Source organism: Formosa undariae (assembly GCF_042427615.1).
GTDB lineage: Bacteria > Bacteroidota > Bacteroidia > Flavobacteriales > Flavobacteriaceae > Formosa > Formosa undariae.
The window spans coordinates 336,193-352,617 of record NZ_JBHMEZ010000032.1; the positions used below are offsets into that span (position 1 = coordinate 336,193).

Annotated in this window: 19 protein-coding genes, 1 tRNA gene and 1 rRNA gene; 8 read left to right on the forward strand and 13 right to left on the reverse strand. The window is 33.5% G+C overall.

The window, feature by feature from the left end:
* Window position 1: 1 nt before the first annotated feature.
* The 4 genes from ACFFVB_RS18590 to ACFFVB_RS18605 form a co-directional block, all read right to left on the reverse strand.
* Window positions 2-886, reverse strand: coding sequence for an energy transducer TonB (locus tag ACFFVB_RS18590; RefSeq protein ID WP_382384799.1), 885 nt, complete (start codon window positions 884-886; stop codon window positions 2-4).
* Between the two features lies 1 nt (window position 887).
* Window positions 888-1,283, reverse strand: coding sequence for an ExbD/TolR family protein (locus ACFFVB_RS18595; protein WP_382384801.1), 396 nt, complete (start codon window positions 1,281-1,283; stop codon window positions 888-890).
* A 1-nt stretch (window position 1,284) separates the two neighbouring features.
* Window positions 1,285-1,986 carry a MotA/TolQ/ExbB proton channel family protein gene (locus ACFFVB_RS18600; RefSeq protein WP_382384803.1) on the reverse strand — a complete coding sequence of 234 codons (702 nt, stop codon included), beginning with the start codon at window positions 1,984-1,986 and terminating at the stop codon, window positions 1,285-1,287.
* Between the two features lie 325 nt (window positions 1,987-2,311).
* Window positions 2,312-3,382, reverse strand: coding sequence for an anhydro-N-acetylmuramic acid kinase (locus ACFFVB_RS18605; protein WP_382384804.1), 1,071 nt, complete (start codon window positions 3,380-3,382; stop codon window positions 2,312-2,314).
* 95 nt (window positions 3,383-3,477) lie between these two features.
* Between ACFFVB_RS18605 and ACFFVB_RS18610 the strand changes: the two genes are divergently transcribed.
* The 5 genes from ACFFVB_RS18610 to ACFFVB_RS18630 all read left to right on the forward strand — a co-directional run bounded on the left by ACFFVB_RS18610 (window position 3,478) and on the right by ACFFVB_RS18630 (window position 7,682).
* Window positions 3,478-4,623: an acyl-CoA dehydrogenase family protein gene (locus ACFFVB_RS18610; protein ID WP_382384805.1), complete on the forward strand. Its 1,146-nt coding sequence runs from the start codon at window positions 3,478-3,480 to the stop codon at window positions 4,621-4,623.
* 106 nt (window positions 4,624-4,729) lie between these two features.
* Complete coding sequence (msrA, locus tag ACFFVB_RS18615) at window positions 4,730-5,395, forward strand: peptide-methionine (S)-S-oxide reductase MsrA (protein ID WP_382384807.1); 666 nt, start codon at window positions 4,730-4,732, stop codon at window positions 5,393-5,395.
* A 219-nt stretch (window positions 5,396-5,614) separates the two neighbouring features.
* Window positions 5,615-6,397 (forward strand): SDR family oxidoreductase, encoded by a 783-nt coding sequence (locus ACFFVB_RS18620; RefSeq protein ID WP_382384808.1) that lies wholly within the window; start codon window positions 5,615-5,617, stop codon window positions 6,395-6,397.
* A 1-nt stretch (window position 6,398) separates the two neighbouring features.
* Complete coding sequence (locus tag ACFFVB_RS18625; protein ID WP_382384809.1) at window positions 6,399-6,848, forward strand: hypothetical protein; 450 nt, start codon at window positions 6,399-6,401, stop codon at window positions 6,846-6,848.
* 192 nt (window positions 6,849-7,040) lie between these two features.
* Window positions 7,041-7,682 carry an O-methyltransferase gene (locus ACFFVB_RS18630; RefSeq protein WP_382384811.1) on the forward strand — a complete coding sequence of 214 codons (642 nt, stop codon included), beginning with the start codon at window positions 7,041-7,043 and terminating at the stop codon, window positions 7,680-7,682.
* Here ACFFVB_RS18630 and ACFFVB_RS18635 read toward each other — a convergent pair whose 3' ends face one another.
* The 6 genes from ACFFVB_RS18635 to ACFFVB_RS18660 all read right to left on the reverse strand — a co-directional run bounded on the left by ACFFVB_RS18635 (window position 7,683) and on the right by ACFFVB_RS18660 (window position 13,347).
* Window positions 7,683-7,970, reverse strand: coding sequence for a Sec-independent protein translocase subunit TatA/TatB (locus ACFFVB_RS18635; RefSeq protein WP_382384813.1), 288 nt, complete (start codon window positions 7,968-7,970; stop codon window positions 7,683-7,685).
* Window positions 7,971-8,050: 80 nt separating this feature from the next.
* Complete coding sequence (locus ACFFVB_RS18640; protein WP_382384815.1) at window positions 8,051-10,357, reverse strand: M1 family metallopeptidase; 2,307 nt, start codon at window positions 10,355-10,357, stop codon at window positions 8,051-8,053.
* 58 nt (window positions 10,358-10,415) lie between these two features.
* Window positions 10,416-10,919: a DUF6702 family protein gene (locus tag ACFFVB_RS18645; RefSeq protein WP_382384817.1), complete on the reverse strand. Its 504-nt coding sequence runs from the start codon at window positions 10,917-10,919 to the stop codon at window positions 10,416-10,418.
* A gap of 58 nt (window positions 10,920-10,977) precedes the next feature.
* Window positions 10,978-11,775 carry a carboxypeptidase-like regulatory domain-containing protein gene (locus ACFFVB_RS18650; protein ID WP_382384818.1) on the reverse strand — a complete coding sequence of 266 codons (798 nt, stop codon included), beginning with the start codon at window positions 11,773-11,775 and terminating at the stop codon, window positions 10,978-10,980.
* Window positions 11,775-12,428, reverse strand: coding sequence for a hypothetical protein (locus ACFFVB_RS18655; protein WP_382384819.1), 654 nt, complete (start codon window positions 12,426-12,428; stop codon window positions 11,775-11,777). The genes ACFFVB_RS18650 and ACFFVB_RS18655 overlap by 1 nt, the downstream gene beginning before the upstream one ends.
* A 127-nt stretch (window positions 12,429-12,555) precedes the next feature.
* Window positions 12,556-13,347 (reverse strand): carboxypeptidase-like regulatory domain-containing protein, encoded by a 792-nt coding sequence (locus tag ACFFVB_RS18660; RefSeq protein ID WP_382384821.1) that lies wholly within the window; start codon window positions 13,345-13,347, stop codon window positions 12,556-12,558.
* A 109-nt stretch (window positions 13,348-13,456) separates the two neighbouring features.
* Here ACFFVB_RS18660 and pepE point away from each other — a divergent pair, with 109 nt between their 5' ends.
* Window positions 13,457-14,164: a dipeptidase PepE gene (pepE, locus tag ACFFVB_RS18665; protein WP_382384822.1), complete on the forward strand. Its 708-nt coding sequence runs from the start codon at window positions 13,457-13,459 to the stop codon at window positions 14,162-14,164.
* A 34-nt stretch (window positions 14,165-14,198) separates the two neighbouring features.
* On the opposite strand, the gene ACFFVB_RS18670 is transcribed toward pepE, so the two are convergent.
* A tRNA-Gly gene (locus tag ACFFVB_RS18670) sits at window positions 14,199-14,271 on the reverse strand.
* A 50-nt stretch (window positions 14,272-14,321) separates the two neighbouring features.
* On the reverse strand, window positions 14,322-14,753 hold the full coding sequence (locus ACFFVB_RS18675) for a GNAT family N-acetyltransferase (RefSeq protein WP_382384823.1): 432 nt from the start codon (window positions 14,751-14,753) through the stop codon (window positions 14,322-14,324).
* Between the two features lie 204 nt (window positions 14,754-14,957).
* Here ACFFVB_RS18675 and ACFFVB_RS18680 point away from each other — a divergent pair, with 204 nt between their 5' ends.
* Both ACFFVB_RS18680 and ACFFVB_RS18685 read left to right on the forward strand, forming a co-directional pair.
* A complete protein-coding gene (locus ACFFVB_RS18680; RefSeq protein WP_382384825.1) occupies window positions 14,958-15,419 on the forward strand; it encodes a GNAT family N-acetyltransferase in 462 nt (153 codons plus the stop codon).
* Between the two features lie 5 nt (window positions 15,420-15,424).
* The gene (locus ACFFVB_RS18685; RefSeq protein WP_382384826.1) at window positions 15,425-15,967 is read left to right on the forward strand and encodes a GNAT family N-acetyltransferase; all 543 of its coding nucleotides are present in this window, start codon (window positions 15,425-15,427) and stop codon (window positions 15,965-15,967) included.
* Between the two features lie 374 nt (window positions 15,968-16,341).
* Here ACFFVB_RS18685 and rrf read toward each other — a convergent pair.
* Window positions 16,342-16,425, reverse strand: a 5S ribosomal RNA gene (gene rrf, locus ACFFVB_RS18690); the annotation flags it as partial.

The window sequence follows — 16,425 nt, forward strand, 5'->3', positions numbered from 1 at the left end:
TTTATTGACCTACACTAAAATTTATACTTACAAAACCGATTTGTCTTGCTGGTGCATCTGGGTCGGGTTTCCATCTGTGAGACATAGCAATTTTTTGAGCTGGTTCCATTAAACACTTACTTGTATTTTCAGTACCTCGAACTCCTGGTTCTGCTTTAGTTACTACACCTTGTTGATTTACCTCTATACGCACCACAACCAATCCGGATTCATTACAATCTTGTTTTACGATATTAAAGTTAGCTTTACCTCGACCATTTAATCCGTAACCAACGCCACCACTTCCGGATCCTGCACCTCCAAAATAGCTTGGAGCATATGGGTCGCCATCTAATTGTCCTTTATCGCCTACTTTATTATCGTTTCCTTCACTACCTTTTGCTGTACCATCAGATTTACTTACTCCTCCAATTAAGGCATCTAACTTCTTTTTCTTCTCTTCTTTTTCGCGTTGCTCTTTAGCCACACGTTCGGCTTCCGCTTTTACTTTTGCATCTGCTACTGCTTTTGCTTTATTTTCGGCATCTTTTTTTGCTTTAGCATCGGCTTCCTTTTGCTTTTTAATGGCTACAGCTTCAGCATTATCTTCGGTCAGTACATTTTCTTTAACTTGGGACGCTTCAGCAGGAACAGGTTTTACAGGCTCAGGCTCTGTAACCTCTTCCGGCACTTTATTCACATTAACAGGTTCCGATTTAATAGGCTCGTTTGGTTGTACGTTTCCGCTACCAAAATCTGTAGTTCCAAAATTTATTGCAACGCCATATTCCTCAGGCGGATCCATATAAGGTGGCCCCATAACAAACATTAACAACAAAAGAATCACACTAATTAATAGTGTAATTGTTGCCGAATTGCGTTCATGTTTTGTTTCTAAATATTTCATATTAATCATTTGGACGTACTGCCAAAATCACTTTAAATTTATTTCTATTTGCAATATCCATCACCTTTACCACATGTTCTACAGGAACAGATTGCTCTGCACGTAACACAATGGTAGGTTTATCTTCGTTAGCTAAAGCATTTATAATTTCATGTTCTAAAACACTTTCTCCAACACGCTTTTGATCGATATAATACGTTAAATCCTTTTTGATACTAACGGCTATGGTTTGTTTATTTTCTGTTTTACCACTAGCTTTTGGCAGCAAAACATCTATAGCATTTGTAGTTACCAAAGTCGATGCCAACATAAAAAAGATAAGTAGCAAGAATACAATATCTGTCATAGACGACATATTGAATTCTGGCGTTACTTTATTTCGTCCTCTAATATTCATATTAAATTGGCTCGTTTAAGTGATCTAAAAATTCTAATGAATTAGATTCCATTTGATATACAACCTTATCTGTTCTTACCACTAAATGATTATAAGTAATGTAAGCGACAATACCAACAACTAAACCAGCAACTGTAGTAGTCATGGCAGTATAAAGTCCGTCTGCTAAAAGTTTAATATCTATTTGCCCACCAGAATTCGCGATTTCAAAAATAGAAAGTATCATCCCAATTACGGTTCCTAAAAATCCAATCATGGGTGCTGCTCCAGAAATTGTAGCCAAAACGCTTACATTCTTTTCCAAACCATAGACTTCAAGACGACCAGCATTTTCTATAGCTGTATTTATATCCTCCAAAGGTTTTCCAATTCTAGAAATTCCTTTTCCGATTAATCGAGATACAGGTGTATTTTGTTGTGAACATAAGGTTTGAGCAGAATCTATTTTACCGTTGGTAACATGATCTTTGATTTCATTCATAAAATTCCGATCTATCTGAGACGCTGCCTTTATAGCAAATAAACGTTCAAAATAAATATAGAGCGCAACGATTAATAGAATAAAAAGGAGACCAATAATAAATTGTCCAGCAACTCCCCCGCTGCTGATTAACTCGATTATTGAAAGCGTTTTCTTAACAGGTTCTGTATCTGTTAATACTTCAACTCCTTCTGTAGGATTTTGAATAAGGGCGTTTAACATAAGTTATTTAATAGTTTACTAGATGAATTATTAACGTTTAATTTTCTACTTAAGTATATTAAACACACGGTTCTTTTTGCACTATGTATTGTTTAATATCCTCTAACAAAAATATCAATTTTATTCAATCTTGCACAACATTATAAAATAACTAAATTCAGATTTAGTTTTTTAACATAAGAATCAAGCTAAGCCCACTTAAATCCATTGTAGATTATAAATATTTAACACTATTTACCCGCTTAAAGCAGGTTTAAAAACCTGTTTCAGGTCTGCTTTAGGCCCTTTATTAAGAATGAAACATCCAGAAAGTTTAATTTTACATTTATTTTGTATGTGAATAAATTATACCTGTAGAGTGGTTTCTGTTTGCTCCTGTAACACTCTTTAAACAATTAATTTCACCTCTTAATTTTAGTATTCCGAGTAATCCAAAAATAAGAGCCTCTTTATATTCTATAACTAATTGGTTAGGAATTGTAATCTCACAAGTAGTTAATGCCTTTAAACGTTCTAATAAAAATGAATTAAAAGCACCGCCTCCTGTTATTAATAATGATACTGATTTTGTTACTGGTAAAATTTTTCCAATCTGAATCGCGATATGCTCTACAAACGTTCTTAATATATCGTGAGTTTCTAGATTCTTACTATCTATTAAAGGAAAAACATGAGCCATAACCCATTCTAATCCTAATGATTTTGGGTATTCTGCTTTATAAAAAGGTAACGCATTTAATTCGTGAAGTAAAGCTGCATGTACCATTCCAGATGCCGCTAATTTTCCGCCATCGTCATAATCGAATCCAATAATTTTAGTATAATGGTTTAATACAATATTCATCGGACAAACATCGAAAGCAATACGTTCACCATCAATTTCTGTAGACACATTTGAAAACCCGCCTAAATTCAAGCAAAAATCGAAATCCGAAAATAGTAACGCATCGCCTATAGGCACTAAAGGAGCTCCTTGTCCTCCAAGTTCCACATCTTGGACGCGAAAATCGCAAACCACATCTTGTCGTAAAATTCGCGCTAGTTTGGGCAAATTTCCTAATTGATAGGTATATCCGTGTTCCGGATCATGTTGCGCTGTATGCCCATGAGAACATACGGCATCAATGTCTTTTAATTTATGTTTCTCAATAAATTGCAAGATTAGAGTTCCTAAATACGATGTATACGTTTTATCTATCTCTTTCAACTCATCTTTAGAGCAACTAACCAACTGATTTAAAACAGTTAACCAATCTGAATTATACGGAATTGTCTCTGATTTTATAATTGTATATTCCCAAGTATTAAAATAGCTAAAACTCGCATAAATAATATCGACTCCGTCTAAAGACGTTCCTGACATGACTCCAATTATATTATAATTATTTTTTAACATATCTTAAAAATTTAATGCCATTTTTTACATATTTACCAATAATAATATATATTTGAGAAGGCCTTTTGATAAATCAACAATTAATTTCAGAAATTATGGATTTTAACCTTACCGAAGAACACATCATGATTCGTGATGCTGCTCGCGATTTTGCACGAACAGAATTATTACCTGGAGTAATAGAACGCGATAATAAACAAGAATTCCCTAAAGAACAAATAAAAAAAATGGGAGCACTTGGTTTTTTAGGTATGATGGTCGACCCTAAATATGGAGGAAGTGGTTTAGACACCATTTCATACATTTTAGCGATGGAAGAAATTTCTAAAATAGACGCCTCTGCATCTGTAGTTATGTCTGTTAATAATTCTCTGGTATGTTGGGGTTTAGAACATTTTGGCAACGAAGAACAAAAACAAAAATATCTTACAAAATTAGCAACAGGAGAATCATTAGGCGCCTTTTGTCTAAGCGAACCTGAAGCGGGTAGTGATGCAACTTCTCAAAAAACAACTGCGATAGAACACGACGATTATTATCTTTTAAACGGTACTAAAAATTGGATTACTAACGGGAGTACAGCCGATTTTTATTTGGTTATAGCACAAACACACATCGAAAAAGAACATAAAGGTATTAATGCCTTTATTGTTGAAAAAAACTGGAAAGGATTTGATATCGGCCCAAAAGAAGATAAACTCGGAATTCGAGGAAGTGATACGCACTCTTTGCAATTTAACGATGTAAAGGTTCCGAAAGAAAACAGAATTGGAGCAGATGGTTTCGGATTTAAATTCGCAATGAAAACACTTGCAGGAGGTAGAATTGGTATAGCAGCACAAGCCTTAGGTATCGCTTCTGGCGCATACGAATTGGCTTTAAAATACTCCCAAGAACGTAAAACGTTTGGAACAGCTATTTGTAACCACCAAGCTATTGCTTTTAAATTGGTAGATATGGCGACTCAAATTGAAGCCGCCCGACATTTGTGTATGAAAGCGGCATGGGAAAAAGATCAAAATATGGACTATACCGTTTCTGGAGCGATGGCCAAATTATACGCTTCGCAAGTTGCTATGGACACCACCATTGAAGCTGTTCAAGTACATGGCGGAAATGGTTTTGTAAAAGATTACCACGTAGAGCGTTTAATGCGTGACGCCAAAATCACACAGATTTATGAAGGCACATCCGAAATTCAGAAAATTATAATTTCAAGACGACTTATAGGAACGAAATAGTGTCTCTAAAATTCACAATTGAAAAAGTCTAGCTTTATAGTTAGACTTTTTACGTTTATCTTTTTAAGGTTTACTATAAATATCCGACTGACTAAAAAAACAGTATATGAAATCCATAAAACTATCCATACTTACACTGATTACGGTGTTTGCTTTTAGTTGTAAAAACGAAGCCCAAACCAATTCTAAACAAGATGCTATTAAAAATGCAGAACCGGTAGCAGTCGCTTCTACTAAAAACGAAGCTCGTGCCTACTTTGCAAGCGGATGCTTTTGGTGTGTAGAGTCTATTTACGACAGTGTTATTGGCGTTAAAGAAGTAATTTCTGGATATTCTGGCGGACACACTAAAAACCCAACTTACGAGGCTAGTAATACAGGAAGAACAGGACATGCAGAAGCTGTAGAAGTTATTTACGATCCTACTGTAATAGATTTTGCGACTTTAGTAGATGTTTATTTTGGTTCGCAAGATCCAACACAAGTTAATGGACAAGGGCCAGATCATGGTTCCCAATACCGTTCTATTATTTTTTTCCAGAATGATGTGCAAAAGCAAATTATCATTAAGAAAAAATCACTTTTAGAAAAATCTTTAAATCAGAAAGTTGGTGCTGAAGTCATGCCGTTTCAAAAATTCTGGATAGCAGAAGATTATCATCAAGATTACAAGAAACATCATCCAAATAACGGATATATTCAAAATGTTTCTGTACCTAGAACAAATGCTTTCAAAAAGAAATTTCCTAAATTATTAAAGGAAAATCAATAAATTCCGAAATTAATCTTGATTTCGACATCCAAATCAGGTATTTCAAACGTATATAAAGTGTAACCATTCCGCGATACGCGTCTATATATATGATGAACGCTTCAGTTGTAATTAACAACTGAAGCGTTTTTGTTTGTTATATGTTAATCTCTTCCTTCTTTTAATCGCTAACATATTATAATCCTTATTTTTGCATCTTAAAATTCACATCTATTTTATATGAATTTCAACTTAAAAAATAAATACGCGCTAGTTTGCGGCGGTACGGCAGGTATCGGAAAGGCCACTGCATTTCTTTTAGCAGAAGAGGGAGCAACAATCACTTTAGTTGCAAGAAACGAGGAAAAATTAAAACACGTGTGTTCAGAATTACCAAATCCTGAACTTCATAGTTATATCGTGGCAGACTTTTCGAATCCAACAGACTTAAAAACAAAGCTAGATATTTTTATTGCCGCAAATCATGGCTTTCATATTTTAGTTAACAACACGGGAGGTCCTGCTGCTGGCCCCATTTTTACGGCAACACTCAATGCTTTCGAACTCGCCTTTACGCAACATTTAAAATGTAATCATGTGCTAGCACAAACGGTTGTTCCTTTTATGAAGGATGCCAAATTTGGTCGCATTATAAATATTATTTCAACATCTGTAAAACAACCCCTAGATGGTCTTGGTGTAAGTAATACCATTCGCGGCGCTGTAGCTAGTTGGAGCAAAACATTGTCTAACGAAGTCGCCAAATTTGGTATTACAATAAATAACGTACTTCCTGGCGCAACAGCTACAGATCGTCTATTTGACATCCTTAAAGATACTGCTGATAAGTCCGGACTAACAGAAGAAGAGGTTGCTGAAAATTTAAAACAGTCTATTCCTGTAAATCGATTTGCAGCACCCGAGGAAATTGCAAATGCCATAGTCTTTTTAGCTAGTGAGCAAGCAGCTTATATTAATGGTATTAATCTACCGGTTGATGGTGGACGAACTAAAAGTTTATAATATGAAATATTTTTTAAGTGCATTTATTCTTTTTATTAGCCTACAAGCACAAGCGCAATTACAGGTAAAAAATTACACGAATGCAAAAATTAATGAACTCCAAACGATAGAACAAGTGGTAAACTGGATACATTACGGACAACCCGAACGTGTAGACCCCAGCTTAGCTAGTGACGAAGTAATTGATAGAACGTATTTAAATATTGAATCTGTTTATATTTCTAAAACGTACCCTAGAAATAAAATCACCAAACAAGATATCACAACTGTTACAGACTCTTCCCCTATAGTTTGGTATGAACGTACTATATTTAAGGAAAAAAAGAACGGATTAAAACCTGCATATCAAATTTATGTCGGAATAGATATGTCTAAATTTCCAAATGAGATTTTAGATTTATTTTTAAGAAAAGGAAAGAGAGTGATGACTCAAAATTTTAAAAATGAATAATTTTCTTATTGAATATCCTACATTATAAAACAACAGTAAATTTGTGTTAGGGATTGAAGTGGCATCCTTTTTTATTCTTTTTCTGATTAAAAAAGATATAACGAAAAGCCCGACTTTTGAGTATTCCTTTTGAATAATTAAAAGTAACACCCAAAACAACACTTAAAAAAGTAATATTTAGAATTTAAGAACATGCACTTTATACCTCAAGAATTGGACGATTACGTAGTAAAACACACGGAAGACGAGCCAAAATTACTGAAGCAACTTACAAGAGAAACCTACCAAAAAATTTTACAACCGCGTATGCTTAGTGGGCATTATCAGGGGCGCATTTTAAGTATGATTTCTAAGTTAATAAGACCAATACATATTTTGGAAATAGGCACATATACAGGATATTCTGCATTGTGTTTGGCTGAAGGTTTACAACAAGAGGGAACGCTACACACTATAGATGTAAATGAGGAATTGTTCGATTTTCAGAGAAAGTATTTTGATGCTTCTGAGTATGGAACTCAAATACATCAATATTTAGGAAGTGCCATAGATATCATTCCGACTTTAGAACCAACCTTCGATTTAATATTTATTGATGCTGATAAAGAGAATTACCCTAATTATTTTAACTTGATTATAGACAATCTTAATCCAGGTGGTGTTATCCTATCTGATAATGTCCTTTGGAGTGGAAAAGTAATTGAACCTTTAAATCCGAAAGATTTATCTACAAAAGCTGTTTTGGAGTATAACACACTTTTAAAAGAAGATTCTAGAATTGAAACCGTTTTGTTATCTGTTCGGGATGGCTTAACGATTAGCAGAAAAAAGTAATTACATCTTACGACGCACAGAACCTGTAAAGTCTTCTAAATCGTCCTTTACCTGCTTTAATTGGTCTTGGACATCTTTAGTGACAGAGGTATCTAAACCACTTTTACTTGCTGTTTTTGTGATCTCTGATTTAATATCGTTGGTGGCATTTTTAATTTCTTTCATGCCTTTACCTAAACCACGTGCAATGTCCGGTACCTTATCGGCACCAAAAACCATGACTACAATAAATAATATAAACATTATTTCTGTACCACTAATAAATAAAAATGTAGAATGTTGTATCACGATGTAAATATACTAAGTGTTTGGTTACAAAAATAAAAAAAAGCCAACTTAAAAAAGTTGGCTTTAACATAATGTTTTAATTAATCTTTAGACTTAGATTTAAAAGCCTCAAATTCATTTGGTTTTGTTTCTCTTGGCCAAGAATTATTTGATGTATCTACATCTGCAGTTTCAAGGTTTGGATCTACAGTTATTCCAACTATTTCCTTATCTGAAGCAATAGATTTACTTACTTCTAAATCGTTAAGTCTCCAGATTTGTGCTGGGTACGTTTCTGTTTTAGAAGTCCCATCTGCATATTTATATTCTACAATAATAGGCATTACTAACCCACCTGGTTTTTCGAAAGTAACATTGTAGAAATATTTAGGCTCTTTTAATTTTTTACGCTCTTCTGGTGTAAAATTGTCCATAACATATTCTTTTAATGTTGTAGAGTTTTCCATAGAATTTCCGTTTTTAAGAGATTCTTTAAACTCTTCACTACCTTCTTCAACCATATATACTAAAGACGGCAAATCGCTAACTTCCATATTATAACGCTTTGCTTGCGCCTTAGTCGCTTCATTTATTTCTGATGAAACGTAGTATTTCTTAACATCCTTAACGCCTATGTCTACATAATCTGTAGTATAGAACCAACCTCTCCAGAACCAATCTAAGTCGAATGCAGAAGCATCTTCCATAGTTCTAAAGAAATCTTCTGGTGTAGGGTGTTTAAACATCCAACGACGTGCATATTCTTTATAAGAATAATCGAATAACTCACGTCCCATTACTGTTTCTCTTAAAATATTTAAAGCAGTAGCAGGTTTCCCGTAAGCATTATTTCCAAACTGATATGTATTTAATCCTTTTGTCATAATAGGAGCAATATAATCTTGATCTCCTCCCATATATGGCACTATATTAGCAACCGGTCCTCTTCGTGAAGGATAAGCTGTTTGTCCTTCCGATAATGCATTTGGATATGATTCTCCGAAGTCTTTTTCTGCAACAATTTGCGTAAAACTATTTAACCCTTCGTCCATCCATGTCCATTGACGTTCGTCACTATTAACAATCATTGGAAAGAAGTTATGACCTACTTCATGAATAATTACACTAATCATCCCGAATTTTACTCTATCTGTATATTTACCTTCTTTATCTGGACGTCCGTAGTTCCAGCAAATCATAGGATATTCCATTCCTTGATTTTTAGCATGAACAGAAATTGCTTTATGATAAGGGTAATCGAAAGTCATCCTAGAATACGATTTTAAAGTACTAGCTACAGCTTTTGTACTCCATTGTTCCCACAATGGATTTCCTTCTTTAGGGTACATAGATACAGCCATGATGTTTTTACCACCAATTTCTACAGCCATCATATCCCAAATAAATCGTCTTGAAGTTGCGAAACCAAAGTCACGTACATTTTTAGCATGTAATTTCCATGTTTTTGTATCTGTACTAAACTTTTTCTCTGCAGCTTCAGCTTCTTTTTGTGTTACAATAACAACAGGCTCGTCAAAAGATTTTTTTGCTTTTTCATAACGCTTTAGCATTTCTTTAGAGTACACCTCTTTTCTGTTTACTAATTCCCCTGTACCATCTAAGATATGATCTGCAGGAACTGTAATATTTACTTCGAAATCTCCGAAAGGTAATGCGAATTCATCACGTCCCCAGAATTGAGAATTTTGCCATCCTTCTACGTCATTGTAGACAGCCATTCTTGGATAGAATTGAGCTATTACATAAGCTCTGTTATCGTCTTCAGGGAAATACTCGTATCCTGAACGTCCACGTCCGTCGACATGGTTATTTATATTGTACCACCATTTAATTGAGAACGAATATTTCTCTCCATTCTTTAATGGTTTTGGTAATTCGATACGCATCATGGTTCTATTAATCATGTGCGCTAAATCTTTTCCTTGTGTATCTTTTACAGCTTCGATATTAAACCCTCCATCGAAAGGTTCTGCCATATAATCTTTTACAAAACCTGCTGGTTGTTGTGCTGCAGCAACTTCTCCACCTTCAATTAAAGGCGTCTTAGAATCTTTAGCACGCATATTTTGATCTAATTGTACCCATAAATAACGTAACTCGTCTGGGGAATTATTTGTGTATGTAATAACTTCCGACCCTGAAATTTTTGCATTTTTGTCGTCAAGAGTAATATCCATTTTATAATCGGCTTGTTGCTGATAATAAGCTGGGCCTGGAGCTCCTGATCCAGTTCTAAACATATTAGGAGTAGAGAACTCCTCGTATAATTGTTTGAACTTATTATTATTGGTATGACCTGCTTTACGTTCAGGTGTTTTTTGCTCTTGCGCCATAACGCTTGCTGAAATAAAAACAGCAGAAAGAATTAGGTACTTTAGTCTTTTCATAAGAATTGATTGGTGATTTTTACTGGAAAAATAACACTTTTATACTGTAAACAGAAGTTTAATCTAATTTTAACAATCCTTTATCATTCCTTCCTGTAAGAATAAAACTTTTTTTCTTACCGCTTATTTCTAGTCTTACCACATTTTGTTGTTCCTCAAAAACATCGTTCAACACGTTATTCGAAATCTCAAATTCCGAAATTGTAGATACTTTAGGAATTTCGATATAACAAATCGCAATATCATTATCATATTCTTTTCCTATAAATTTTAAGACAGTCTCTTTACCGTTAATTTGGATTTGGATTTTAGACTTTAAATATTTCTCTAAATAATAATCAACCTTATCAGACTCATTTTCTCCTCCTAGAATAATAGATTCTTCATAACGCTGACGCATTAATGTTTCTAAATCGTCTATAAAAATTCGAGTTATTATCTGTACAGATTGCTTCTCTTTTACGTACTGTACTTCGGTTATACTTACGTAGTATTTATGAATCGTAGTAAAAGCCAATAAAGGCAGTAGAAAAATTAAGAAATAGTAATTAAGGGATTTCATATTTATAATTTAAGCTGTAAATGTAATTAAATTAGCAACGTGCTTACAGGTATAAAATTTATTCTGATTTTAGATTCTTGTTGTACTGCACATATTTTTCATTTAAAAATGTGAGAATTTCCATATCAAGCTTACTATTACATCGCTCCTTAAAATCAGGATCGTCTGAACAGAAATACCAGAAGTCCATCTGTTTTAATTCACTTAACGGGTGTTCGTTAAAAAAATCATTAGAAAACCGATGTCTTATATCCTGCATGAGTTCATGTTTTTTTTCGAATGCAATACGTTTTTTAAGTTTCTTAGTTCTGCCCGAAATACCGTTTATTATTGGATCTACAGGAAGAGAACCTCCTAATAACCCCAATAGCATTATAGGTTTAAATTCTCCTCCCGCACCACTTAAATCACGTTCTGCTTTCGTACTCGGCTTTCCTTGATAACCAGGAATACCAACATCGTAAAAATTAATATTTCGTTTTGCTGTAGAACTGCCAATATCCAACATTAAGTTCCCTGTTAAAACTTTTCCTACAACCACTTCTTCTAAGGTATTAATGTCTTCGGATAGGGAAACATACAGAGTATTACGAATAAGAATTGCAGCATCGATTACAACTTCCTTTGTGCTGTATTGAATACTCGAAAATATTAAAGTATCGTTAAGTTTGGCTTCAATAGAAAATTCGCCGTTTACATTTGAAATCGTGAAACGTTTAGATGATTTATTTATAACGTGAATATTTTCAATATCATCTTTCCCCGCAATTTTACCTATAATTGTTTGAAGATTTTGGGCTTTAAGTAAAGACACACTTCCTATAAAGAGACATAATATAAAGTGTGTTTTCATCATTAATTTGAAGTAGATTTTGAATTCAATACATACTGATCGTATTTAGCATTTAAAAAAGCCAAGATAACGACATCCACTTTGTCTTTACAACGTTTTTCAAAATAAGGATCCTCCGAGCAGAAATACCAAAAGTCCATATGCTTAAATTCGTCTAAAGGATGTTCGCAAAAAAAATCATCAGAGAGGCGTTGTCTAATTTTATTAATAAGCGCATCGTTCCGTTCTAATTTAACATGGTTCTTCAACATTTTTGTTCGGCCAGTAAGCGCATTAATAATTGGGTTCAACCCAACTACACCTCCTCCAGAAGTCGCTTCATGTAAACGCCGTTCTGTTTGAGTATTCCTTCTCCCAGTATAACCTGTAATACCAACATTGTAAAAATTAATTTCAGATTCTACTGTAGAACTACCAATATCGAGCATCAAATTACCTGTAAGAACCTTCCCAACAACGACTTCATCAAGTGTATTTACAAATTCTTCTAAATTCACCAATATAGCTTTGTTTGCAATCACTGAAGCATCAATAATAATATCTAGATCGGCATACTGTATTGAAGAAAACACTAAGGTATCGTTTAGTTTTACATGAATATCGAAATGACCTGTAGCCGAAGTAATAGTGAAGGTTTTAGATGTTTTATTTATCACATGAATATTCTCTATATCATCTGCCCCACTAACGATTCCCTCTATCGGTACTGTTTGTGCGCTAACCTTTGAACTAGTTAAAATGACACAAAGAATTCCGAAGAGGAGAATTTTAAACCTAAACACCCTAGTTAGATAAAAACGCTTTACTTTCTTTAGAAAGATATTCTATCAATTGCATTTCTTGACCAGCTTCTAATAAAGTAGAATTTATATTGAGATCTATATCATTAATAAACGCTTCAACCTGATCGTTTGGAATTCCAAAATTTTCAGAAATAAATGAAAAAGAGTAAATACCACGTAACCCTAAATTAGCTTCAGTTTCTTTTACTATTTTCTGATTTTTATTTTCTTTCTTTTTAAATAAAGGTTTTAAAAAGGTATTCGCAATCGCTACGATATTAAGTCCGTTATAAAACTCACCTTGATTTAAAATAGACAAATCTGCCTCAGAATGGTAATCATCTGCAAATTCATATGCGGCAATATCATCTATTCCAAAGTTAATGCTTTCTAAATCTGGCTTAAAGGTTTTAAACTTACCTAAATCTTTAGATAATACACCCGTTAATCCGTAGGGCATAATAACCACCTCGTTTAGGCGATTAATATGCTGTACCAAGAACACGGTAAGCTGTTTAGATTCTATAATTTCTAAATCTATTTTCACGGTAATAGTTTCAAACTGCAGTGCAGATATTTCGATAGTATCTAGTAATCCAGCTTTTATTTTAAAATCCCCTTGCGCATTAGTAATCGTACCTGTATTAGACGCGGTATTGTAAATAGTAACACCTTCAATGTCGTCCGTATCTGCGACTACAATACGTCCAAGTATTTCCACACGGTTAATAGTTTGGGCGGTTAAAGAACCTATAGAAAATAAGCATATTAGAAATAGTAATAATTTTTTCATAAATCAATTTTAAATAAAGTTAAGGACTTATCGGCTATAGAATTTATTAGTGGCATTTAAATTTTTGTTAAAACCATCTATTACTTAAATTTACGATAAATTATCGACGATGAAAAATATGATTATTGCCAGTACATCTACTATTTTTGGTAGTGGCTATTTAGACTATATATTAGAGGAATTACGATCTCACTTTAAGAATGTAAATACAATACTGTTTGTACCTTATGCTAGGCCTAGTGGAATTTCCCATGATGACTATACAAATAGAGCGAAAGATGCTTTTTCAAAAATTAATATAAATGTAGAAGGCATTCACACCTTTAAAAATACAACTGAAGCGATAGAGCAAGCCGAGGCCATTTTTGTAGGTGGAGGAAACACGTTCGTATTAGTAAATCAGTTATACAAAACCAATAGCATGCATGCTTTAATAGATGTTGTAAAGAACGGAACGCCATATTTAGGAACTAGTGCGGGAAGTAATATTTGTGGATTAACTATGAATACAACTAACGATATGCCTATTGTATACCCACCAAGTTTTAAAACTCTAGGATTAGTGCCGTTTAATATAAACCCTCATTATTTAGATCCTATATCAGGTAGTGAACATATGGGAGAAACTCGCGAAACTCGAATAAAAGAGTTTATGTGTTATAATACGCAGCCAGTAGTAGGACTAAGAGAAGGAAGTTGGTTACACGTAAATGGTGATTCAATTATTCTAAAAGGAAATTTATCGGCCAGAATCTTTAAACATAATCAAACGCCTTATGAAATGGAAACAGGTAGTGAATTGTCGGATTTAAAGTAAAAAAAAGAGCTTCATATTTCTATGAAGCTCTTTGAGCGAGAGACCGGGTTCGAACCGGCGACATTCAGCTTGGAAGGCTGACGCTCTACCAACTGAGCTACTCTCGCATTACCGGGTGCAAATATACGGATATTAAATAATAGTATCCAAGTAAAATTTATATTTTTTTCACAAAATGATAACCTAGTATATTGAAGCCTTCATTATAGTAAAATTTATGTGAAGGATGATTCTGAACATAGGTATTTAGCTCTACTGCTTCGTATCCTTTACCTTTCGCATAATCGTAAATCCACTTAAAAAACTGTTTACCAATGCCTTTACTCCTATAATCCTCATCAATATAAACATGATCTACTTCTACACTACGTCCACTATAATGTCTAGTAGAAAACCATAATCCGCAAATCCCAATTAAAATTTGATCATTAAACACGCCTATACACTCATAATTTTGTTCAAACATTTCTGTAAAACGTTCAGTTAAAAGTCCATCCGTGTGTTTGTTGTCAGTAAATTTCTGCATTAATGGAATTATTTCTGATAATTCTTCCTTTTGAAGTTGACGATAATTTATTTCAATACTCATTATTTAGTCCTGAATTTTAAAAATGAAATGCAAAAATAATTAAGTTTGAATTATGAATCTAATATCTCAAACCTAAAGATTATATTTAAGAGAAATTCATTCACTTTACTTTAGTTATTTCTACAATTGTTAAACATTTTTATAAACGATAGATGTAATAAATACCATTAATTAAAACAATACCTATTAAATCACCTCAAACGTATGCAGATTACCAAAGAACATAGACATTTAACACTAAAACAAATAGATGCGCAGGAGACATATAAGGTTAGACTACCTGTTTTAAGACCAGGGCGACCTATTGAAGATTGTGAATTTAATAACGATAGCCATATAGATACATTTCATCTGGGGTTGTATTTTAATGCAGATTTGATTGGAGTCGTTACATTTATGAAAACCAATAATGAAGCATTTCCAGAAAGTAAACAATACCAACTTCGTGGCATGGCTATTCTACAAGATTATCAAGGATTAAAATACGGAGATATATTAGTAGAAGCTGGTGATTCACTAGTAAAAGAAAGACAAGGGATTTTGATTTGGTTAAACGCCCGTGAAATAGCGGTAAAATTTTACGAAAGAAATGGATTTACAATTAGTGGAAATCCGTTTAATATTCCAAGTGTAGGCACACATTATATGATGTACAAAACTATTTAAAATTTATGATTACATATAAACGTTTAACATCGACCGAGTCTATTGATTTTTCACACGTTTGGGATTTATATAAAACATCTTTTCCTGAAAATGAAAGACGAAATATTAAAGGACAAGTCCATACTCTAGGATTAAATAACTATTACTGCCAAATTGTGTTTAAGGATGACCAATTTGTGGGATTACTATTTTGGTGGGATTTTGAAACACTACGTTATATTGAACATATAGCTATAAGACCAGATAGACAAAATGAAGGATTAGGAAGTGAGCTAATGAAAGATTTTCTAAGCCTAGCAGATTCTAAACCAATTCTTCTTGAAGTAGAACCAGCAACTACAGATATTCAAAAGAAACGCGTTCGGTTTTATGATAAACTAGGTTTTAAAATGAATGCGTATGATTATATACAACCTGCGATACAGAAATCTACAAATCCAGTAGCTTTAACCATATTATCATTTCCTAGCCAATTGAGTATAGAGAACTACAATGCATTTATTACCACTTACCATTCTCAAATTTTTAGTCATATGGAAATAGAATAAAGGTAGTTTCTCATTCGACAATGATGTTCTTGGGTTATAAAAGAAACAAATCGCAGACAACTAAGAAGACTAAAAATTGAAGATTGATAAAGGCATTAAGATAATACGTAGAAACAAAATGGGGATAACAAAATACCGTGCTGTTCTCGACTCCGCTCGAACATCCTACAAAAACGTATTTATTTAGCATTTTACAAATAATACAGAAGAGAAGTTCTAATGATAAATTCGAGGCATTTCTTTTTTAACAAAGGTTAAATTCTATTTCAATTGTCAACCTGTATAATTCCCCTGAGATTTAGTTGTATTATACTCTCAAAAAGTATAAACCAAAAAAAATCCTCAATACAAACGTATTGAGGATTTAGATTTAAAAAAGGCAACGTCCTACTCTCCCACAAATGCAGTACCATCGGCGCTAATAGGCTTAACTTCTCTGTTCGGAATGGTAAGAGGTG

Bases quoted from the DNA above. Each gene is read 5' to 3' on its own strand.
- ACFFVB_RS18640 (WP_382384815.1), bottom strand. From the start codon at position 10,357: ATGAAAAGACTAAAGTACCTAATTCTTTCTGCTGTTTTTATTTCAGCA.
- ACFFVB_RS18595 (WP_382384801.1), bottom strand. From the start codon at position 1,283: ATGAATATTAGAGGACGAAATAAAGTAACGCCAGAATTCAATATGTCG.
- ACFFVB_RS18675 (WP_382384823.1), bottom strand. From the start codon at position 14,753: ATGAGTATTGAAATAAATTATCGTCAACTTCAAAAGGAAGAATTATCA.
- ACFFVB_RS18680 (WP_382384825.1), top strand. From the start codon at position 14,958: ATGCAGATTACCAAAGAACATAGACATTTAACACTAAAACAAATAGAT.
- ACFFVB_RS18605 (WP_382384804.1), bottom strand. From the start codon at position 3,382: ATGTTAAAAAATAATTATAATATAATTGGAGTCATGTCAGGAACGTCT.
- pepE (WP_382384822.1), top strand. From the start codon at position 13,457: ATGAAAAATATGATTATTGCCAGTACATCTACTATTTTTGGTAGTGGC.
- ACFFVB_RS18630 (WP_382384811.1), top strand. From the start codon at position 7,041: ATGCACTTTATACCTCAAGAATTGGACGATTACGTAGTAAAACACACG.
- ACFFVB_RS18685 (WP_382384826.1), top strand. From the start codon at position 15,425: ATGATTACATATAAACGTTTAACATCGACCGAGTCTATTGATTTTTCA.
- ACFFVB_RS18610 (WP_382384805.1), top strand. From the start codon at position 3,478: ATGGATTTTAACCTTACCGAAGAACACATCATGATTCGTGATGCTGCT.
- msrA (WP_382384807.1), top strand. From the start codon at position 4,730: ATGAAATCCATAAAACTATCCATACTTACACTGATTACGGTGTTTGCT.
- ACFFVB_RS18645 (WP_382384817.1), bottom strand. From the start codon at position 10,919: ATGAAATCCCTTAATTACTATTTCTTAATTTTTCTACTGCCTTTATTG.
- ACFFVB_RS18600 (WP_382384803.1), bottom strand. From the start codon at position 1,986: ATGTTAAACGCCCTTATTCAAAATCCTACAGAAGGAGTTGAAGTATTA.
- ACFFVB_RS18625 (WP_382384809.1), top strand. From the start codon at position 6,399: ATGAAATATTTTTTAAGTGCATTTATTCTTTTTATTAGCCTACAAGCA.
- ACFFVB_RS18650 (WP_382384818.1), bottom strand. From the start codon at position 11,775: ATGATGAAAACACACTTTATATTATGTCTCTTTATAGGAAGTGTGTCT.
- ACFFVB_RS18620 (WP_382384808.1), top strand. From the start codon at position 5,615: ATGAATTTCAACTTAAAAAATAAATACGCGCTAGTTTGCGGCGGTACG.
- ACFFVB_RS18590 (WP_382384799.1), bottom strand. From the start codon at position 886: ATGAAATATTTAGAAACAAAACATGAACGCAATTCGGCAACAATTACA.
- ACFFVB_RS18660 (WP_382384821.1), bottom strand. From the start codon at position 13,347: ATGAAAAAATTATTACTATTTCTAATATGCTTATTTTCTATAGGTTCT.